This window comes from Amycolatopsis thermalba (assembly GCF_003385215.1).
Taxonomy (GTDB): Bacteria; Actinomycetota; Actinomycetes; order Mycobacteriales; family Pseudonocardiaceae; genus Amycolatopsis_E; species Amycolatopsis_E thermalba.
In genome coordinates, this window is the sequence record NZ_PQHW01000035.1 from 1 (window position 1) to 18,154 (window position 18,154).

Here is an 18,154-nt window from a genome sequence, read left to right on the forward strand (position 1 = left end):
TAATCCGAAACGGAGACATTCCAAAATCGGAATGCACAGCCCCGTCACGTTTGAAGCCCTGCACACGGAGTCAGACCAAGATCACTGACCCCACACCCGAAGTGTCCGGCGAACGGGGGCAAGCTCACAGTGTGGGGGTCGTGTGAGTGTGTATGACCTCAACTGGCGGCCGACGAGGAGTGAACCTTGGAGCGCCGTGCCTACTCGCGTTGTCGTGGCGGCGGGTTGGGCTGGGACCGTTGCGGCTGTCCCATGTGGGCAATTGGTGGGGTGCCGAGGCTTGCTGAGTAGCTCCGCGGTCCTGGTTCTGCCCCCTGATCACCGAGGGTCACGTTGCCGGCGAGGCCTATCGAGCATCTTCTTCGGTTAATTGGGTGAGGTGGTTGTGGTGTTCGATGCCCAGACGGGGAGCACCGTGGGGAGCAAGCTGGGAGCAGGACCGCGCGCTGAACCGTCCGGAACGAGGCCCAACAGCCCTGAACGCTCCGCGCTGACCTGCAGGAGTCGTGTTTTTGCAGGTCAGCGCGGTATCGCGGACATAGTTCACACCGAAGAGGTCACTGGTTCGATCCCAGTATCGCCCACTCACACGGCCTGCCGGCGGAGTCGCCGGCAGGCCGTTGGTTTCGGGGGAGATGCTGCGGAGTGAGCGAACAGATCTCGTGCGTCTGGCGGGACACCATCACCGACGACGAGATGGTCGACCTCGTCCGGTCGCACGGCGGCAACTCCGTTCCCGGCTGGTGGAGCCAGGTCCGGCAGCACAGCCTCGGCTGGGTGGGTGCCCGTGACGCTGACGGGGTCCTGGTCGGCTTCGTAAACGTGGCGTGGGACGGTGGCGACCACGCCTTCCTGATCGACACGAAGACTCGCGGCTCGCACCAGCACCGCGGGATCGGCACCGCGGTCGTCCGCCTGGCGGCGGAGCAGGCACGGGCGGCGGGCTGCGAGTGGCTGCACGTCGACTTCCGGCCGGAGCTGCGCCGCTTCTACTTCGACGCCTGCGGCTTCCGCCCCACCGATGCCGGGCTGATCCACCTGGCCGCGGAAGGCTGACCCGGGCGGGACGGGGTCACCGCGCGGTGAAGAACGCGATCATCTCCTCCAGCCCGCGCCCGCCGAACAGGGTTTCCAGGCTGGCGGCCGATTCGGCGGCGATGGCCGCGCTGCGCGGGAACAGCGCCTCCTCGTAGGCGGTCAGCGCCTTCTCGGCGTCACCGCGGTCGGCGGCGATCGCCAGCGCCAGTTCGGCGCCGTCCAGCATGGCTTGGTTCGCGCCCTCCCCGGCGAACGGCGACATCAGGTGGGCGGCGTCGCCGAGCAGGGTCACGCCCGGGACGCGGTCCCAGCGGTGCCCGACCGGCAGCGCGTGGATGCGGCGCGGCGCGATGGTGTCCGCGTCGGCGATCAGGCCGCGCAGGCCCTCGTCCCAGCCGTCGAACCGGGACAGCACCGCGGCCTTGGCCGCCGCGGGATCGGTGAAGTCGATGGTGTCCAGCCAGTCCTCGCCGGCCTTGACCGCGGCGTAGACGTGCAGGCTGCCGTCGGTCTCGCGGTGGGCGAGGAAACCCCGCTCGTCGCCGAGCCCGAGGAACAGCCCGCCGCCGACGACGGCGGCGCTGCGCGGGTGACGGCTGTCGGCGTCCAGCAGGTCGGTCTCCACGAACGAGATGCCGGTGTAGGCGGGCTCGGCGGCCGAGACCAGGGGCCGGATCCGCGACCAGGCCCCGTCGGCGCCGATGAGGAGATCGGTGGTGGTGGCGGAGCCGTCGGCGAAGGTCACTTCATGGCGTCCGCCGTCCAGCGCGCGGGCCGCGGTGACCTTGCGGCCCCAGTGGACCGTGCCGTCCGGCAGTGAGCCGAGGAGCAGGTCACGCAGGTCGCCGCGGTCCACCTCGGGCCGCGCGCCGGTGCCGTCGTCCGGGTGGGACACGTGGACGGTGCCGTCCGGGCCGGCCAGGCGCAGGGCCTGGCCACCCTCGTGGATGATCTTGCGGAACTCGTCGTGGAGGCCCGCCGCCCGCAGCGCGTCCTGCCCGCTCTCCTCGTGGATGTCGAGCATTCCGCCCTGGGTGCGTGCCCTCGCTGACGTCTCCAGTTCGAACACGGCTGCCTCGATGCCGTGGACGTGCAGGACCCTGGCGGCGGTGAGACCGCCCAGACCTGCACCGATGATCGCGATGGGGTGGTGGCTGCTCACGGCCTTCTCCAATGCCTCGGGTGCGGCGACACGTCCAGCGTAGCGAACATGTTCGTCACGAACGAGTTCGGCAAAGGTGAAGCGTGGCGAGGGAGGCGGCGGCGCGAGGCCGCTACGGGAGCGGGGTGTGCGTGATCCCGTTGATCAGCACGTGGAAACCCCAGGTCAGACGGTCTTCCGCACCGGTGAGCAGCTCGGGCAGGTGCGCCTTGATCGCCGGGTGGGTGCTCTCGTCCACTTCGTGCACGGCCCGGCTGAGCGCATGCCAGTCGCGCTCGGCGTTCGGGTCCTGCTCCTGCGTCGCGTGCTCCGCGGCGGTGGCTGTGGCGTACTGGAGCAGGTTGTCGACTCCCCAGGCGACCTGCTGCCGGGGCGCGCCGCTGCGGGCGAGGAGTTGCAGGACGCGCTCGAGGAGGGCGAGGTAGTTCGGGCCGTTCGGGCGGGCCACGAGAGCCGAGCGGGCGAGCTGCGGGTGCTCGAACAGGACGAGGGTGTAGGAGGTGAGCACGGCGACGAGCTGGTCCCGCGGCTCGGGCCCGGCGGTCTCGGCGGCCAGGTCGACCTGGCCGAGCTGCGCGTCGAGCACGGCCGCGTGCAGTTCGGCGGTGTTGGCGACGTAGACGTACAGCGAGGCCGGGCCGGTGTCCAGCTCCTTCGCCAGGCGGCGCATGGTCACCTTCTCCAGCCCCTCGGAGCGCATGATCCGCACCGCGGTGTCGATGATCCAGCGCCGGCTGAGCGCGGGTTTGGCGGGACGATCACGACGGCTGACCGGTTCCGGGCTGGTGGACATCCGGCGATGGTAACGAACGTGTTCGTGCCCGACTGGGGATGACAGGACCAGGCACGGTCCCCGCCCGGCGGCTTACCGTGGGAACGTGGCCGACGATCGGAACCTGCTGGGCGACTACCTCCGCGCCCGCCGCGAACTCGTCACCCCCGAACAGGCCGGGATCCCCGTCCACGGCGTGCGCCGGGTGCCCGGCCTGCGCCGCGAGGAGGTCGCAATGCTGGCCGGCATCAGCGCAGACTACTACCTGCGCCTCGAACAGGGCCGCGACCGCAAACCGTCGGTGCAGGTCCTCGAATCGATCGCCCGTGCGCTCCAGCTCGACGACGAGATGACCGCCTACCTGGCCGGGCTCGCCGCCGACCGGCCCCGGCGCAAGCGGCGGCCGCGGCAGGAGGTCGTGCCGCCCAGCATCGTCCAGCTCCTCGGGACGCTCCCGCTGCCGGCGTTCGTGGAGGGGCGCTACCTGGACGTCCTCGCCGCCAACGCCCTGGCCACGGCGCTCTCGCCGCGCCTCACCCCGGGCGCCAACCGGCTGCGTGACGTGTTCCTCGACCCGGGCGAGCGCGACCTCTTCCCCGACTGGGAGGCCGCCACCGAAGCGCTGATCGCGGGCTTCCGCCAGTCGGTCGGCACCGACATCGACGACCCCCGCTTCGTCGAGCTGGTCGGTGAGCTGTCCCTCGCCAGCCCCCGCTTCCGGCAGCTCTGGGCGCGGCACGATGTGCAGCCGCGGCAGGGCGCATTGATGCGCTTCGACCACCCGCAGGTCGGCCGTCTGGTGCTGTACCGGGAAAAGCTCGAGGTCACCACCGGCACCGAGGGGATGATGCTCGTGGTGTACCACGCCGACGCCGGGAGCAGCGACGCCGAGAAGCTCGCGTTGCTCGCCTCCGCCGCCCTGCCCGCCCGGTCGGCTTCCTGATCGATACGAAGACTCGCGGCTCGCGCCCTCCCGGCCCGGGCCCCGGCGTTACCCGGCGGCCTTCTTCAGCAGGGTTTCGGTCCAGTCCGGGTCGTGCTCGTCCACGACCGGGAAGCCGGACGCCCACGGGCCTTCCCAGTGCACGGTGATGCCCGGGTTGTGCACACCGGTACCGTCCGGCGTGAACAGGTGCGGACTGCCGGTCACCTCGTCGGTGCACGCGATGGCGTAGTCGGTCATCACGTCCGCGCGGTGCCGGCCGGAGTCGAGCGCCTCGGTCAGCGCGTCGACGTCGACCGTGCCGGTCTCGGCGGCGACCTCCAGGATGACGGTGCGATGGCCGATGGTGCGGTTGTCCACCCAGAACGCCCGTCGCAGCGCGCGGTCCAGGTCCTCGGCCGGCCCCAGCCCCTGCGCCTTGGCCGCGGCCACCGCCTCGTTGGCGAGCAGCACGGTGTTCGGGTACAGCCAGTCCGCCGCGGTCCACAGGCGGAACCCGGCCGCCGGCTCGATCGTGCCGAGACCCACGGCCTCGCTGTCGGTACCCGGCCTCGGGTGCGGACCGTTGAACAGTTCCAGTGGGAACGCGTGGTGGTCGATCCGGACCTGGTCCTGCAGCCCCAGCCGCTCGCGGGCCACCCGGAGGCGGTGCAGGGCCACGTGCGCGAACGGGCAGAGCAGGTCCGACCAGACCTGGATGGTGCCCGCGGCGGCCGCGGGACGGTGGACGGTGGACGGTGCGTTGGTCATTCCGGTTCCTCGTGCTCGGTTCCAGGTGGGTTGGTGGTGAAGCGTTCCGGCCGCAGGAGCACCGCGGTGCGGCGGTCCTCGGCCATCGCGCGGTCGTATTCGTCCAGGTCCGGGTGCACCCCGCCGGCGGCGATGTAGATGTCGCGGAGCAGCAGGCGCGGGTCCGGCAGGCCGGGCAGATCGTCGTCGGGGCCGGCCAGTTCCACCGGGCCGGACACCGACACCCACTCCCAGCCGGACCGGAACACCAGCGTCGCGTGTGGACGCTCGCGCAGGTTGGCGAGCTTCGCGGTGCGGCCGCGGGACACGAACGCGACCACGGTCTCGCCGGTCACCGGGTGCGGCAGGATTCCCGCGTTCACCACGGAGACGCCGGGCCGCCCGTCGGCCCGGGCGGTCACGAGCACGGCGAGCCAGCGCTCCGGCCGGGCGAGTCCGGCCACCATCCGGAGGCCGTCGGCGGTGGTGATCACGCCAGGCTCGCCGCCTTCTCCAGCAGCGTCCGGTAGATGTCCGGCTCGTCGGAGTCGATCACCGGGAAGCCGACGCCGAAGTCACCGTTCACCCAGCGCGCCGAGACACCGGGATTGGCCGCGTTGGTGCCGTCGGCCAGGAACAGGTGGGGGCTGCACACGACCCGGTCGTCGCGCGCCGACTCGAACTGCTCGATGACCGCCGCGCGCGCCTCGCCCCGGTCGAGCCGTCCGGCCAGGTCCGGCACGTCGACCACACCGGTCTCGGCCGCCACGTCCAGGATCACGTTGCGCAGAGAGATGCACCGGCTCTGCGCCCAGAACGCCTTCCGCAGCGCACGGTCGAGCTGCTCCGAAACGTGCAGGCCCTGGTGCTTCGCGGCCTGCACGGCCTCCAGCGCCGGAAGCATGGTCACCGGGTACCGCCAGTCCTTCTCCTGCCACAGCTGCCACCCGGCGTCCGGCTCCAGCGCACCGAGCACGGCGACCTCCGAGTCGACCCCGGGCCGCTCGTTGACCCCGAGGTTGAACAGTTCGAGCGGGAAGGCCCGGTGGTCGAAGCGCACCCGGCCGGTCAGACCGAGCCGGTCCCGCGTCTCGTGCAGCCGGTGCACGGCGACGTGGGCGAACGAGCAGTTCAGGTCCGAATAGACCACGATCACGTCTGGTGAGGTGGGCAATCGCGGATCGCCGGGCGGGACGTCGACCGAGGGGATCATCGTGTGCTCCTTCCGTTCTGCCGCAGCGTACCTTAAATGAGTGCGTGCGCACACATGTATTTTACCGACAGACGAGCTCACCCCATCGGCTGAAAGAAGTGCGCGACCGCGCTGGAGAGCGCACCCTTTCGGGCATGGCGTTCGGAAAAGCCGTTGCCGTGGCGGCTGTCCTGATCACGGCTGCCGCGCCGGTGGCCGGGGCCGAACCCGTGCACGGGGAGCAGGCCTTCACCGTGAGCGGCACGTTCACCGCGCCCGCGGGGGTCACCTCGGTGTTCGTCGCCCTGTGGGGCGCGGGCGGTGGGGGCGCGAAACCGCCCGCGGGCACCCCCGAAGCGCCGGAAGCGCCGCCGCCACCGGAAGCGCCACCGCCGGAAGCGCCGCCGCCGCCCGGAACCGCGGGTGGTGGCGGGGGAGCGGCGTGGTGCTCCGTCGCGGTCACCCCCGCCACCGAGTACACCGTGACCGTCGGCGTGGGCGGGCTTCCCGGGGCGCCGGGCAGCGACTCCAGCCTGGGCGTCGCCGGCAGCCCGGCGCTCGTCGTGGCCCGTGGCGGCGCGCCCGGGACCGCCGACGCGGCCGGCCGGGGAGGCACCGCCGACTGCGGCACCTCGCCCGGCCTCGCCGCGCCCGGCAGCGACGCCACCGCGGAGCGGCCCGGCGCGGCGGGGGTGATCCCGAGCGCGCCGCCGGGCGGGATCGGCGCCGGTGGCGCCGCCGGCATGCCCGGGGCGCCCGGGTACGTCTACCTCTGGTGGTGATCCGCCAGCTTCGAATGCCGCCGGCTGTAGGCGAAGTACACCACCAGCCCGATGGCGAACCAGATCGCGAACCGCAGCCACGTCTCCGGGTGCAGGAACGTGATCAGCCAGATCGAGAACGCCACCCCGATCGCCGGCACCACCGGCACCCATGGGCAGCGGAACGTGCGCGGCAGGTCCGGACGGCGGTACCGCAGCACCACGACCGCCACGCACACCACCACGAACGCCAGCAGGATCCCGATGTTGGTCAGCTCCGCGGCTTCCCCGATCGGCAGCAGCCCGGCGATCACCGCCGCCGCCACGCCGAGGACCCACGTCATCCGGCTCGGCACCTTCTTCACCGGGTGCGTGCCGGAGAACCACTTCGGCAGCAACCCGTCGCGGCTCATCGCGAACCCGACGCGCGTCGCGCCCAGCAGGAACGTGAACAACACGGTCAGGATGCCGAGGATCGCGCCGACCGCGATCACCCCGCCGAGCCAGCGCAGCCCCACCGACTCGAACGCGCTGGAGAACGCGGCTTCCGAGTCGATGTCGGTGTAGGGCACCATTCCGGTCAGCACCAGGCACGCCAGCACGTACAGCACCATCGAGATCCCGAGCGAGTACAGGATCGCCTTCGGCATGTGCTTCTGGGAGTCGCGCGACTCCTCGGCCGCGGTGGACATGGCGTCGTAGCCGAACACCGCGAAGAACACCGTCGCCGCGCCGGTGAACGCGCCGCCGACGCCGAACGGGAAGAAGTCCGACCAGTTGCCGGTGTTGATGTGGAACGCGCCGACCACGACCACCAGCACCACGAGCGCGACCTTGAGGTACACCAGCAGGGTTTCGAACCGCGCGGCCGAGCGCATGCCCTGGTTCAGCACGAACGCGATCAGCAGGCACAGCAGCACCGCGAACAGGTTCACCTTGTACGAACCGGCCGCCACGCCCTCCGGCTCGGTGCCCGGCGCGCCGGACATCCACAGTGGCAGGTGGATGTCCAGGAAACCCAGCAGGTCGTTGAAGTAGCCGGAGATACCGATCGCGACCACGGCGACGATCGCGGTGTACTCCAGCAGCAGGTCCCATCCGATGAGCCAGCCGACCAGCTCACCGAGCACCGCGTAACCGTAGGTGTAGGCCGATCCGGCGCGCGGGATCAGCCCGGCGAACTCGGCGTAGGAGAACGCCGCCGCCGCGCTGGCGATCCCGGCCACCAGGAACGAAATCAGCACGGCCGGTCCGGCCGTCTGGTTCGCCACCGCGCCCGCGAGCGAAAAGATGCCCGCGCCGATGATCCCGCCCACGCCGATCGCGGTCAGCTGCCACAGGCCCAGGGTTTTCTGGAGCCCGCCGCCCTCCACGGCCTCGATCTGTTCCACGGGTTTGCGCCGGAACAGCTCGTGTACGGCCACCGCACTCCCCAATCACTCGTCCGGGTAATGACCGGATCACGGTACTAGGGAGGAGCCCGCCCCGGGACCCTGCGAAAGGTCCCGGGGCTGTTCGCCGGGTCAGGCGAACTGGCCGGGCCGGTAGTCGCCGGCCGGGTTGCGGATGATGACGTTGATGCGGTTCCACGTGTTGATGAGCGCGATGGCGGCGACCAGCGCGGCGAGCTGCTCCTCGTCGTAGTGCTTGGCCGCGTTGGCCCACACCTCGTCGCTGACCCCACCGGCCGTGTCGGCGATACGGGTGCCCTCTTCGGTCAGCTCCAGGGCGGCGCGCTCGGCCTCGGTGAACACGGTGGCTTCGCGCCAGGCCGCCACCAGGTTGAGCCGAGTCGGCTCCTCGCCGGCCGCCACCGCGTCCTTGAAGTGCATGTCGGTGCAGTAGCCGCAGCCGTTGATCTGGCTGGCGCGCAGCTTCACCAGCTCCTGGGTGCGGGCGGGCAGTGTGGACTCGGCGAGCACCTTGCCCGCCCCGAAGAGGTGCTTGACGAACTTGCCTGCGGTCGGGCTGGTGAAGAGGTTGATCCGAGCGTCCACGATGAACTCCTGTTCCGGTTGGGGTTTCCACTTCCCTGACGGAACAGCCCGACGAGATGTGACAGCCGGCCGGCGGCTCTGACGAAGATTGCGGTGGTTGGTTGGGATGCTGCTGGTCGTGCCGCGGTGTCGGTGGTTTCCACCATCGCCCGCGCCTATCAGCACGCCACGAACATCGGCCGCTCCCGTGGCGACTGGGCCACACCGGGCCAGGCCGGGGATTCACCGATGTCCGAACACATCACCTGGACCAACGCATTGTGACACGGCCTAGCCCGCGGCGGCTTTCTGCGTGAGCGCGGCCGCGCGGCGGCGCGACTTCTTGTGCACCGCGCCGGCCCGGAAGTAGCTCAGCAGCTCGGCGATCGCGACCGGGTCGTCCAGCTGCGGGCAGTGCCCCCACTCCTCGCGCAGCATCAGCCGGCTGTGCGGCACCAGTGCGTGCAGCCGGCGGCCCGCGGCGGCGCTCACCAGCCGGTCCTTGCCGCACGCGACCACCAGCAGCGGGACCTTGATCGACTCCAGTCCGTCGTAGGCCTCGGCCAGCTCGGCGACCAGCTGGCGGGCCTGGTCCAGACGAGTGGTCGTCGAGCGGAAGTCCGGGAACAGCCCGGTGAACCGCGAGACGTGGGCGATGTCGGCGGCCGCGCGGTCGGCGTAGAGCAGCCGCGGCACCACGAACCCGGCGATGGTCCGCACCACGAACCCGGGCACCGGCAACGGCAGCGACGCCGCCAGCCGCAACGGCAGCGGGTACTTCCCGACGGTCCGGACCAGCCAGGAGTCGACGAACCCGGGCGCGGCGATGGACACCACCCCGGCGATCGGCAGCTCGTCGCGGCAGGCCGCGCGCAGGCTCATCGTCCCGCCGAGCGAGTTGCCGCCCAGCACGACCTTGCCGCGGTCGGAGTAGAACCGCACGACCTCGGCGACGAACGCGTCCAGCTGGGCGAGCATCGCGCCGGAGCGCAGGGGATCGGCTTCACCGAAGCCGGGCAGATCGACCGCGACCGCGGGGACGCCGGCGGCGGCCAGCTCGGTCAGCGCCGGGCGCCAGGTGTCGGCGCTGTCGCAGTAGCCGTGCAGCAGGACGAGTCTTCCGGTGCCCCGCTTGGGTTTGGGACCCACTTCCAGCACCCTGGTGCGCACGCCGGCGAAACTCCGGTGGCCGGCCCGGATGTCCTCCGGGCCGGCGAGCCGTGAGCCCGGCGCCGCCTCGATTTCCCGCTGCACTGCGGTCATGTACCCAGATTAGCGAGGAAATCTCGGGTTCCGCTCAGTAGACGTGGGTCACAAACCGGTATCGGCAGCGTGTCAACAAGGCGTCTGCGCAGGTCGGAGCGATTCAGCGGGTGAAAACGATCTTCCCCGCGGTCGCGCCCTCCTGCATCAGCCGGAAGCCCTCGGCGGCCTCCGACATCGGCAGCTCCTTGCCGATCTGCGGCCTGATGCCCGTCAGGTCGAGGTAGCGGAGCATGTCCTCCAGCTCGTCGCGGGTGCCCATGGTGGACCCGACGACCCGCAGCTGCAGGAAGAACACCCGCTGCAGGTCCGCGCTCGGGTCCGGCCCGCTGGTCGAGCCGGACACCACGACGATCCCGCCCGGCTTCAGGGACTTCAGCGAGTGGCCCCAGGTCGCCTTGCCGACGGTCTCGAACACGCCGTCCACCCGCTCGGGCAGCCGCGCGCCGGTCTCGAACGTCTGGTGCGCCCCGAGCTGCTCGGCCAGCGCCCGCTTCTCCTCGGACCGGCCGGTCACCCACACCCGCAGACCCGCGGCCCGGCCAAGCTGGATCAGCGCGGTCGACACGCCACCGGAGGCGCCCTGCACGAGCATCGTCTGCCCGGGACGCAGGCCCGACTTCACGAACAGCATCCGGTACGCGGTCAGCCACGCGGTGCCCATCGTGGCGGCCTCGGCGAACGACAACCCGGCCGGCTTCGGCACCGCGTTGCGGGCCGGGACGATCACGTAGTCGGCGAAGGTGCCCTGGTGCTTCTCGGTGAGCAGCGTGCGCTTCGGGTCGAGGGTGTCGTCACCCTGCCAGCCCGGCGCGTTGACCACGGAGTGCAGGACGACCTCGGTGCCGTCCTCCAGCACGCCGGCCCCGTCGCAGCCGAGGATCATCGGGAACTGGTCCGGCTTGATCCCGACCCCGCGCAGGGTCCAGATGTCGTGCATGTTGAGGCTGGCGGCCTTGACGGCGACCTTCACCCAGCCGGATGGCACCTCGGGGTCCGGCCGCTCGCCGACGGTCAGCGCGTCGAGCGGGTTTTCCGGGTTCGGTTCACGAGCGTAGACGGCGAACATGCCTGCAACGTACCTCGCCGGGGGCGCTGGCGTACCCTGGTCAGGTGTTCGACGGCCTGGCCACCTGGTGGGACAACGTGGAGCTGTGGCTCGCGCAGCTGTGGTTCCCGTTGCAGTTCCTGCTGGTCATCGCGGTGCTGGCGCCGCTGTGCGTCGGGGTGGCGTGGCTGATCGACCGGATCGTCGACCGGGTGGCCGCGTGGTTGCGGCCGGGCCGCGACGAGGACGTTTCGAGCCGGTCCTAAGGTGTCGCTGGTGTCAAGCAGGAGGCGGATCACCGTCGCGCTCGTCGGGCTCATCGTGCTCGTGTTCGGTGGGTGGATCGTGCGCGAAACCACCACGTCGACCGAGCCCGTGGCCGGGCTGACCGCGTTGTCCAGCCTGCCCCCGGAAGCCGGCCAGACGTGGCGCCTCATCCAGGCGGGCGGGCCGTTCCCGTACCGCAGTGACGGGACCGTGTTCGAGAACCGGGAAAAGCGGCTCCCCGCCAGGGAGAGCGGTTACTACCACGAATACACGGTGCCCACGCCCGGGAGCCCCGACCGCGGGGCCCGGCGGCTGATCACCGGGGCGCAGACCGAGCTGTACTACACCGGTGATCACTACGCTTCCTTCGTCCAGGTCGACCCGTCGAAGTAGCGAGAACCCCATGTCCTCTTCCCAGACGATCGTCGAGCAGGCCCGTGCCCGCGGCGCCTACTCGCACCTCATCGGCAGCCGGCCGGCGGACAAGATGTCCGCCCTCGACGCCATCGCGTCCGCGTTGTCCTTTCCGGACTGGTTCGGCCGCAACCTGGACGCGCTGTACGACTGCCTGACCGATTTGTCCTGGTTGCCCTACGGTGAGCACGTCCTGGTGTGGGCGGGGTCGGACCTGCTCAAGGAGGCCGATCCCAAGGCGTACCTGGCGATCCGCAGCGTGCTGTCGGACGCCGAGCGCGCGCTGGCGCCGGGCGGCGACCGCGCCGACAGCCGCCGGCTGACGGTCGCCCTCACCGACGACTAGTCCTGCGGCACCCAGTTCGGCTTGCGCTTCTCGGCGAAGGCGCGGATGCCTTCCTGGCCCTCCTCGCTCGCGAAGAACCGGGCGGAGAGCCCGAGCATGTCCGGGAAGCCGTCGGCCGGGGTGGCCGGGCGCGGGCTGGCGAGGAGTTCCTTGGTGGCGGCGAGCGCGGCCGGGCCGCCGAGGGTGAGGGAACGGACGTAGCGGTCGGTCGCCTCGTCGAGGTCGGCTGGGTCGACGGCCTTGTTGATCAGGCCGATCTCGGCGGCGCGCGCGGCGTCGAACACGTCACCGGTGAGGAAGAGTTCCTGCGCGGCGCGCGGGTTGACGCGGGGCAGCACGGTGAGCGAGATGACGGCCGGCACGACGCCGATGCGGACCTCGGAGAACGCGAAGGTGACGTCGGTGGTGGCGACGACGATGTCCGCGGCGGCGACCATGCCGACCCCACCGGCGCGGGCGACCCCAGCCAGCTTGGCGACGACCGGCTTCGGGCTGGTCCAGATCTGCTCGAGGATCCGCGGGAACTCGTTGACGCCCTGATCGCCGGCCCCGGCGCCGCGCGCCTCCTTGAGGTCCATGCCGGCGCAGAACACCTTGCCCGTGTGGGTGAGAACGATCACGCGGACGGCGTCGTCGTCGTTGGCCTCGGCCAGCGAGCCGGACAGCTCGCGGCGCAGCTGGGCGGACAGGGCGTTCCGGTTGTGCGGCGAGTCGAGGGTGATGGTCGCGACACCACTCCGCACTGAGTAATGCACCAGTTCATCAGTCACGGGGGTCACCATAGTTGGGGTGGTGCTGCCGAGGCGCCTGGTTGTGAGCGGCTGCGCATCGGGGCGAAGCTGTGACAGCGCGTGAGACCGCACGCTACGGTGCTACCGATCGGGAAGGGGTGGCCGTGGCCGAGGGTGGTGCGACGTCGGGTGCCGCGCAGATCGCCGGTATGTTCGGCGGCGAGGACAACCTGCACAAGATGCACGCGGACGCAAAGCGCATGCTGGCCGACGCGAAGGCCGGCCGCTGGGCGGTGGACGAGGAGACAGGCACCCACCTCCGGCGAGCGGTGACGCAGATGCAGGAGCGAATGTCGGCGCTCAGCCAACGGATCTACTTGCTCCAGCAGGTGCCGAAGTTCGGCAATGACGAATACGCCAAGAGAGCAGCGATGCACTTCCTGACTGCGATGGATTCGGACGACCGATCGCTCGTTCGCGTGTTCCTCGCTGCCCAAGAAATGCTTGCCAGCCTCAGCCAGGCCATCGAGATCGCGATCAGCCAGTACGATGCCTCGGACGAGGCGGCCCATCAAGTTCTCACTACGTTCAAGGACCAGGAAACCCGTTGAACATCAACGTACGCATGGCCCAGGTCATCACAGGTGGCGTGTGTCTGGCGTTGGCCACGACCGCGTGCACGACCACGGTTGTGGGCACCGCATCGCCAGCGCCGAGTGCGAGCGTGGCGAACTCCGATGTCTTCGCTGGTTTCAACGCGTGTCAGGTTCTCGATCAGCTCGTTGCTGGACAGGGCTTCAATCCGGGAGAGAACAAGAGCCGGCGCAACGAGTGCGGTGCGACCAAACGGGAATTCGGGACCTACGGCCTGGCGCTGGATCCCACGCAGGGCCTCGGCGAATTCGCCCAGACGAACGACGCGGTGCAGAGTGTGTCGGTGAATGGACGCGATGCCATGCAGGCCGACATACCCACGGGCGGATGCGCGATCGCCGTCGAAGTCGGCGAGCACGCCCGAGCGGTTGTGCTGGCAACGCTGATCACGGGCCCCCGCGATCCGCAGGCTTGCGTGGACGCTCAAGCCCTCGCCGAGAAGCTGGAACCCCTGTTGCCCAAGGTGCGGTGAGCGTCAGTTCTGCCGCGGCAGCAGCTCCTCCGTGAAACGGTCCAGGAAAGCCTCGAACGGCGAACCGCCCTGGTGGTAGATCACGAACTTCGTCAGGCCGGCCTCCAGGTGGGCGTCCAGCAGGCGGTGCAGCGCTGGCCAGTCCGCAGCGATCACCTCCGCCGGGTCGGTCTCCGGGCGGCGTTGGCGCACCGCGGCGGTCAGTTCGGGCGTCGGGCCGTTTTCGGCGAGCAGCAGGCTCATTCCGTAGTGGTCCGGCTCGATCGAGCGGCCCGCCGCGGCAGCCGCTGACTCGATCGCCTCGCGGGCGTGGCGCGCCTCGGCCGGGGACAGGAAACTTCCCAGCCAGCCGTCGGCGTACTGGCCGATCCGGCGGTACGCCGCGGGAGCACTGCCGCCCAGCCAGATGTCCACCGGGCGCTCCAGCCGCGGCCCCAGCGACACGTCCGCCAGCTTCCAGAACTCGCCCGCGAACTCGCCCTCACCGGACAACGCCGCGCGCAGCAGCCGCAGCGACTCGTCGAACACCGCGGCCCGCGCGCCGGCCGGGACTTCGAACAGGTCCCACTCGCTGCGGCGCGCCGGGCGCAGGCCGAACACCGGCAGCACCCGCTTCGGCGCCAGCGCCGCCAGCGACGCGATCTGCTTCGCCACCAGCACCGGGTGCCGGCCGGGCAGCACGGCCACCGACGTGCCCGCCTTGAGCCGCGACGTGCGGGCCAGCGCGTGCGCCATCCCGACGAACGGGTCCACCGCGTCCGAGTACACCTGCTCGGAGAACCACACCGAGTCCACCCCGGCGGCCTCCAGACGGTCCACCACTGCCGGGAGCCGCGCGGGCGGCATGTCCGCCCCGAGCCCCACCCCGATCCGGATCTTCACCCCACCCACGTTACGGGTCCGGGCGGCCGGATGGCACTGCCGGGCGAGCGCCGGAGCCGCGAGTCAGGCGGTGCGGACTGCTCCGGCCAGGGCGGCCGCGTACCGCTGCAGCACCAGCTCCGCCACCCGCGGGTCGTCAGCCAGCGGAGCGGCCACCGCCGCCGAAGGGGCGGCCTCCAGCGCCAGCCGCGAGATGCGGTCGGGCAACAGGCCCGGCGCGAGGAACCACGACGCCACCGCGATCCGCGACGCGCCCCGGGCCCGCAGCTTCGCCACCGCGGCCGGCACGTCCGGCTTCGCGGCGCTCGCGAACGCCGCCACGGCGCGGAAACCGTGCCGGGACTGCCATCGGCGGGCCAGCGCCGACACCGCCTCGTTCGCCGCGGGGCGCGATGAACCGACCGCCGCCAGCACCACGCCCAGACCGGGATCCGCGACATCCGCCACCGAAGCCAGCCGGTCGAACGCCACCGCCTCCAGGTCCGCCCCCAGCACGTCCGCGATCGTCACCCGCAGCCCCGGCACCTCCGCCACCAGCGCCGGCAGGTCGACCCGCGCGTGAAAGGCACTGCCCAGCAGCAACGGCACCACGACCGCCGACCGGTGGCCGGACCGCACCAGGTCCCGCAGCACGTCCGTCACCAGCGGCGCCGACAGGTCCAGGAACGACACCCGCACGTCCACCTCGCGCGCCACGGCGGCGACGCGGTCCACCAGCGCCCGCACGGTCGCCGCGGACCGCGGGTCCCGGCTCCCGTGCGCGACGGCGACCAGCGGGATCACAGCGACCCCAGCCCGCGCGCCCGCAGCACGGCCCGCTCCAGCGGCCGGAACACCAGCAGCTCGATCCCGACGCCGACCAGCAGGATCAGGAAGATCGCCGCGATCACGGTCGACATGTCGTTGAGGAACCGGCCGTCGTCGAGGTAGGCGCCGAGGCCCTTGCCCAGCAACGGCGACGTCGCGATGATCTCCGCCGCCATCAGCGACCGCCACGAGAACGCCCAGCCCTGCTTCAACCCGGCCAGATAGCCCGGCAGCGCCGCGGGCAGCAGGATGTGCCGAGCCGTCGCCAGCCGTCCCGCGCCGAGCACCTTGCCCACGCGCGGCAGGATCGGCGGGATCTGGTCGATGCCGGCCACCAGGCCGTTCGCGATCGACGGCACGCTGCCCAGCAGCAGCACCACGTACATCGCGGCCGGCTCGACACCGAACCACAGCACCGCCGCCGGCACCCAGGCCACCGACGGCAGGCTCTGCAGGCCGGACAGGAACGGCCCGATCCCGGCCCGCACCAGCTTGACCTTCGCGACCAGCAGCCCGAGCGGCGTGGCGATCACGATGGCGACCAGGAACCCGAGCACCGCGCGGTGCACCGACGTCCACACGAACCCGAACGCGTCCCCGCTGGTGAACCGGCCCCACAGCTCGCTCCACACCGCCAGCGGCGCGGGCAGCTGGTACTCCGGCCAGAACGCGGCCGCCCACAGCGCCTGCCAGATCGCGATCACCAGGACCAGGAACGCGACCGGCGGCAGCACCGAGCGCACGAACCGGCTCCAGCCGCCCTTCTTCGCGGGCGGCTGGACGGGCGTGTCGAGGGCGTCCAGACCCGCTTCGACCGCCGCGGCGTCCGGTTCGGCGGTCGAGCCCTCAAGCGGCGGCATGGCTGCTGATCACCTCGCGCAGGCGGCGGTTGATGACGTCCACCGCGTTGACCTCGTCCTGCCCGGCCAGCCCGTCGACGCGCCACTGCTGCACGACCTTGCCCGGCCGCGACGACAGCAGCACCACCCGCTGCCCCAGCCGCACCGCCTCGCGCACGTCGTGGGTCACGAACACCACCGCGCTGCCGGTCGCCTCCCAGATGCGCAGCAGTTCGGCCTGCAGCACGTCGCGGGTGATGGCGTCCAGCGCGGAGAACGGCTCGTCCATCAGCAGCAGCGACGGCCGTTCCTCGCCGTCCTCGGTGTAGGTGGCCGAGGCCAGCGCGCGGGCCAGTGCCACGCGCTGGCGCATGCCACCGGACAGCTCGTGCGGCCGCTTGGCGCCGGCCCCGGACAGCCGCACCAGCTCCAGCAGCTCGCCGGTGCGGGTTCGGCGCTCGGCACGGCCCATGCCGGCCAGCTTCAGCGGCAGCTCGACGTTCGCCGCGGCGGTCAGCCACGGCATGAGCGCCGCCTCCTGGAACATCACCGCCGGCCGGGACGTCGTCAGCTCGATCTCGCCCGCGGTCGGCCGGTCCAGGTTCGCGATCAGGTTCAGCAGGGTGGTCTTGCCGCAGCCCGAGGCGCCGAGCAGGCAGACGAACTCCCCCGGCGCGACATCGAGGTCGACCCCGGCGAGCGCGGTCACGGCGTCGCGGCCCTGCCCGAAGCTCTTGTGCACCCCGGACAGCCGCACGGCGTGCCCGGTCGCGGGCTCCACCGGCGGACGTCCCAGCGTGGCGGTCATGACCAACCTCCTACTTCTTGTCCAGGCCGGACGCGCTGACGGCCGGCTTCCCGGCCTGGGCGAGCACGGTGTTGAGCAGGGTCAGATCGGCGAACCCGGCGACGTCCGGGGCCTTGTTCTTGACGCCGGCGGTCACCTGGTCCTGGGCCAGCTGCGGGAACTGCCCGGCCAGCGGGTCGGTGGTGAGCTGGATGCCCTGCCACGCGCGGTCGAGCGTGCCGGGCGCCAGCGCCTTGCCGGTGAGCTGCTGCAGCTGGTTGTTCACCGCGGTCTTCGCCTTGGCCGGATCGGCCGCGGCGAGTTCGTTCGCGTCGAGCAGGCCCTGCAGGATCGCGGTGACGGTCGCCGGGTGCTCCTTGAGGAACTGGGTGCGCACGATCAGCACGGTGGCCGGGAACTGCCCGCCCGGCCACAGGTCCTTCTCGTCGACCAGGACCTTCGCGCCGGCCTCCAGCACCAGGCGGGACGCCCACGGCTCGGGCAGCCACGCGCCCTGGATCGCGCCGGACTTGAACTGGTCGAGCGTCAGGGCGTTGTCGATGTTCTGCACCTTGACGTCGGTCAGCTTCTGGTCGGAGATCCACTTCTTCAGCGAGACGTCCTGCGTGTTGCCCAGCTGCGGCGAGGCCACGGTCTTGCCCCGCAGGTCCTGCGGTGTGTTGATCTCCGGCTTGACGACCAGCTGCGCGCCGCCCGAGGTGGCGCCCGCGATCAGCCGCACGGCCTCGCCCGCGGACTGGGCGTAGGCGTTGATCGCCGGGCCGGAGCCGATGAACCCGATGTCCAGCGACCCGCCCAGCAGCGCGTTGACCTCTTCGGGGCCGGCGTTGAACTTCGTCGGGACCAGCTTGGTGCCGCCGAGTCGCTGGGCGAACAGGTTCTGGTCCAGCCCGATCAGCGCCGAGGCGTGCGTGACGTTCGGGAAGTACCCCAGGCGCACCTCGGCGGCCGGACCCTGGTCCGTCGCGTTCGCGGACTCGTCCGAACGGTCCGCCCGCGTACACCCGCTCACCACGGCCAATACCGACAACGCTGCTGCTGCCAGAGCCA

At 71.2% G+C, this 18,154-nt stretch carries 23 protein-coding genes; 8 read left to right on the forward strand and 15 right to left on the reverse strand.

All coding sequences use genetic code 11. The annotated features are described in order from the left end of the window. Positions 1 to 645 precede the first annotated feature (645 nt). Complete coding sequence (locus D0D15_RS16060) at positions 646 to 1,056, forward strand: GNAT family N-acetyltransferase (protein ID WP_425266788.1); 411 nt, start codon at positions 646 to 648, stop codon at positions 1,054 to 1,056. A gap of 16 nt (positions 1,057 to 1,072) precedes the next feature. On the opposite strand, the gene D0D15_RS16065 is transcribed toward D0D15_RS16060, so the two are convergent. Next, a complete protein-coding gene (locus D0D15_RS16065) occupies positions 1,073 to 2,200 on the reverse strand; it encodes an FAD-dependent oxidoreductase (protein WP_094008826.1) in 1,128 nt (375 codons plus the stop codon). Between the two features lie 112 nt (positions 2,201 to 2,312). After that, positions 2,313 to 2,993 carry a TetR/AcrR family transcriptional regulator gene (locus D0D15_RS16070; RefSeq protein WP_115944537.1) on the reverse strand — a complete coding sequence of 227 codons (681 nt, stop codon included), beginning with the start codon at positions 2,991 to 2,993 and terminating at the stop codon, positions 2,313 to 2,315. Between the two features lie 85 nt (positions 2,994 to 3,078). Here D0D15_RS16070 and D0D15_RS16075 point away from each other — a divergent pair, with 85 nt between their 5' ends. Further along, positions 3,079 to 3,915 carry a helix-turn-helix domain-containing protein gene (locus D0D15_RS16075; RefSeq protein WP_094008770.1) on the forward strand — a complete coding sequence of 279 codons (837 nt, stop codon included), beginning with the start codon at positions 3,079 to 3,081 and terminating at the stop codon, positions 3,913 to 3,915. 48 nt (positions 3,916 to 3,963) lie between these two features. Here D0D15_RS16075 and D0D15_RS16080 read toward each other — a convergent pair whose 3' ends face one another. The 3 genes from D0D15_RS16080 to D0D15_RS16090 are packed head-to-tail and all read right to left on the reverse strand — an operon-like array spanning position 3,964 to position 5,857. After that, a complete protein-coding gene (locus D0D15_RS16080; protein ID WP_094008771.1) occupies positions 3,964 to 4,665 on the reverse strand; it encodes a DsbA family oxidoreductase in 702 nt (233 codons plus the stop codon). Further along, complete coding sequence (locus D0D15_RS16085) at positions 4,662 to 5,138, reverse strand: TIGR03618 family F420-dependent PPOX class oxidoreductase (protein WP_338024669.1); 477 nt, start codon at positions 5,136 to 5,138, stop codon at positions 4,662 to 4,664. Before D0D15_RS16085 ends, D0D15_RS16080 begins: the two co-directional genes overlap by 4 nt. Beyond that, a complete protein-coding gene (locus D0D15_RS16090) occupies positions 5,135 to 5,857 on the reverse strand; it encodes a DsbA family oxidoreductase (protein WP_094008772.1) in 723 nt (240 codons plus the stop codon). Before D0D15_RS16090 ends, D0D15_RS16085 begins: the two co-directional genes overlap by 4 nt. A gap of 134 nt (positions 5,858 to 5,991) precedes the next feature. Here D0D15_RS16090 and D0D15_RS16095 point away from each other — a divergent pair, with 134 nt between their 5' ends. Beyond that, positions 5,992 to 6,618, forward strand: a complete 627-nt coding sequence (locus D0D15_RS16095) for a glycine-rich domain-containing protein (RefSeq protein ID WP_162830587.1) — start codon at positions 5,992 to 5,994, stop codon at positions 6,616 to 6,618. Here the strand turns inward: D0D15_RS16095 and D0D15_RS16100 are convergent. The 4 genes from D0D15_RS16100 to D0D15_RS16115 form a co-directional block, all read right to left on the reverse strand. After that, positions 6,603 to 8,021 carry an amino acid permease gene (locus D0D15_RS16100; RefSeq protein ID WP_094008774.1) on the reverse strand — a complete coding sequence of 473 codons (1,419 nt, stop codon included), beginning with the start codon at positions 8,019 to 8,021 and terminating at the stop codon, positions 6,603 to 6,605. The genes D0D15_RS16095 and D0D15_RS16100 overlap by 16 nt on opposite strands. A gap of 99 nt (positions 8,022 to 8,120) precedes the next feature. Beyond that, positions 8,121 to 8,594: a carboxymuconolactone decarboxylase family protein gene (locus D0D15_RS16105; protein ID WP_094008775.1), complete on the reverse strand. Its 474-nt coding sequence runs from the start codon at positions 8,592 to 8,594 to the stop codon at positions 8,121 to 8,123. Positions 8,595 to 8,864: 270 nt separating this feature from the next. Continuing rightward, positions 8,865 to 9,836 carry an alpha/beta fold hydrolase gene (locus D0D15_RS16110; protein WP_094008776.1) on the reverse strand — a complete coding sequence of 324 codons (972 nt, stop codon included), beginning with the start codon at positions 9,834 to 9,836 and terminating at the stop codon, positions 8,865 to 8,867. 103 nt (positions 9,837 to 9,939) lie between these two features. Continuing rightward, positions 9,940 to 10,905 carry a quinone oxidoreductase family protein gene (locus tag D0D15_RS16115; RefSeq protein WP_094008777.1) on the reverse strand — a complete coding sequence of 322 codons (966 nt, stop codon included), beginning with the start codon at positions 10,903 to 10,905 and terminating at the stop codon, positions 9,940 to 9,942. A gap of 44 nt (positions 10,906 to 10,949) precedes the next feature. Here D0D15_RS16115 and D0D15_RS16120 point away from each other — a divergent pair, with 44 nt between their 5' ends. From D0D15_RS16120 to D0D15_RS16130, 3 genes are read left to right on the forward strand one after another with little or no spacing between them, the layout of a single operon-like run. Continuing rightward, a complete protein-coding gene (locus D0D15_RS16120; RefSeq protein WP_094008778.1) occupies positions 10,950 to 11,150 on the forward strand; it encodes a hypothetical protein in 201 nt (66 codons plus the stop codon). A gap of 10 nt (positions 11,151 to 11,160) precedes the next feature. Continuing rightward, positions 11,161 to 11,544 (forward strand): guanyl-specific ribonuclease, encoded by a 384-nt coding sequence (locus D0D15_RS16125; protein WP_198958388.1) that lies wholly within the window; start codon positions 11,161 to 11,163, stop codon positions 11,542 to 11,544. Positions 11,545 to 11,554: 10 nt separating this feature from the next. After that, positions 11,555 to 11,911, forward strand: coding sequence for a barstar family protein (locus D0D15_RS16130; protein WP_094008780.1), 357 nt, complete (start codon positions 11,555 to 11,557; stop codon positions 11,909 to 11,911). On the opposite strand, the gene D0D15_RS16135 is transcribed toward D0D15_RS16130, so the two are convergent. Further along, the gene (locus tag D0D15_RS16135) at positions 11,908 to 12,681 is read right to left on the reverse strand and encodes an enoyl-CoA hydratase-related protein (protein WP_094008781.1); all 774 of its coding nucleotides are present in this window, start codon (positions 12,679 to 12,681) and stop codon (positions 11,908 to 11,910) included. The two genes, D0D15_RS16130 and D0D15_RS16135, sit on opposite strands and share 4 nt — an antisense overlap. A 125-nt stretch (positions 12,682 to 12,806) precedes the next feature. Here D0D15_RS16135 and D0D15_RS16140 point away from each other — a divergent pair, with 125 nt between their 5' ends. Beyond that, positions 12,807 to 13,253, forward strand: coding sequence for a hypothetical protein (locus D0D15_RS16140; protein WP_094008828.1), 447 nt, complete (start codon positions 12,807 to 12,809; stop codon positions 13,251 to 13,253). Beyond that, a complete protein-coding gene (locus D0D15_RS16145) occupies positions 13,250 to 13,768 on the forward strand; it encodes a DUF3558 domain-containing protein (RefSeq protein WP_094008782.1) in 519 nt (172 codons plus the stop codon). Before D0D15_RS16140 ends, D0D15_RS16145 begins: the two co-directional genes overlap by 4 nt. A 3-nt stretch (positions 13,769 to 13,771) precedes the next feature. Here the strand turns inward: D0D15_RS16145 and D0D15_RS16150 are convergent, their stop codons facing one another. The 5 genes from D0D15_RS16150 to D0D15_RS16170 all read right to left on the reverse strand — a co-directional run bounded on the left by D0D15_RS16150 (position 13,772) and on the right by D0D15_RS16170 (position 18,119). Continuing rightward, a complete protein-coding gene (locus D0D15_RS16150; RefSeq protein WP_094008783.1) occupies positions 13,772 to 14,650 on the reverse strand; it encodes a TIGR03854 family LLM class F420-dependent oxidoreductase in 879 nt (292 codons plus the stop codon). A gap of 63 nt (positions 14,651 to 14,713) precedes the next feature. Then, positions 14,714 to 15,433 carry a sirohydrochlorin chelatase gene (locus D0D15_RS16155; protein ID WP_115944539.1) on the reverse strand — a complete coding sequence of 240 codons (720 nt, stop codon included), beginning with the start codon at positions 15,431 to 15,433 and terminating at the stop codon, positions 14,714 to 14,716. Next, positions 15,430 to 16,317 (reverse strand): ABC transporter permease, encoded by an 888-nt coding sequence (locus tag D0D15_RS16160; RefSeq protein WP_094008785.1) that lies wholly within the window; start codon positions 16,315 to 16,317, stop codon positions 15,430 to 15,432. The genes D0D15_RS16155 and D0D15_RS16160 overlap by 4 nt, the downstream gene beginning before the upstream one ends. Beyond that, on the reverse strand, positions 16,304 to 17,104 hold the full coding sequence (locus D0D15_RS16165) for an ABC transporter ATP-binding protein (RefSeq protein WP_094008786.1): 801 nt from the start codon (positions 17,102 to 17,104) through the stop codon (positions 16,304 to 16,306). The genes D0D15_RS16160 and D0D15_RS16165 overlap by 14 nt, the downstream gene beginning before the upstream one ends. Positions 17,105 to 17,114: 10 nt before the next feature. After that, positions 17,115 to 18,119, reverse strand: coding sequence for an ABC transporter substrate-binding protein (locus D0D15_RS16170; RefSeq protein ID WP_094008829.1), 1,005 nt, complete (start codon positions 18,117 to 18,119; stop codon positions 17,115 to 17,117). Positions 18,120 to 18,154 lie beyond the last annotated feature (35 nt).

Bases quoted from the DNA above. Each gene is read 5' to 3' on its own strand.
- D0D15_RS16080 (WP_094008771.1), bottom strand. From the start codon at position 4,665: ATGACCAACGCACCGTCCACCGTCCACCGTCCCGCGGCCGCCGCGGGC.
- D0D15_RS16090 (WP_094008772.1), bottom strand. From the start codon at position 5,857: ATGATCCCCTCGGTCGACGTCCCGCCCGGCGATCCGCGATTGCCCACC.
- D0D15_RS16095 (WP_162830587.1), top strand. From the start codon at position 5,992: ATGGCGTTCGGAAAAGCCGTTGCCGTGGCGGCTGTCCTGATCACGGCT.
- D0D15_RS16130 (WP_094008780.1), top strand. From the start codon at position 11,555: ATGTCCTCTTCCCAGACGATCGTCGAGCAGGCCCGTGCCCGCGGCGCC.
- D0D15_RS16070 (WP_115944537.1), bottom strand. From the start codon at position 2,993: ATGTCCACCAGCCCGGAACCGGTCAGCCGTCGTGATCGTCCCGCCAAA.
- D0D15_RS16165 (WP_094008786.1), bottom strand. From the start codon at position 17,104: ATGACCGCCACGCTGGGACGTCCGCCGGTGGAGCCCGCGACCGGGCAC.
- D0D15_RS16115 (WP_094008777.1), bottom strand. From the start codon at position 10,905: ATGTTCGCCGTCTACGCTCGTGAACCGAACCCGGAAAACCCGCTCGAC.
- D0D15_RS16110 (WP_094008776.1), bottom strand. From the start codon at position 9,836: ATGACCGCAGTGCAGCGGGAAATCGAGGCGGCGCCGGGCTCACGGCTC.
- D0D15_RS16160 (WP_094008785.1), bottom strand. From the start codon at position 16,317: ATGCCGCCGCTTGAGGGCTCGACCGCCGAACCGGACGCCGCGGCGGTC.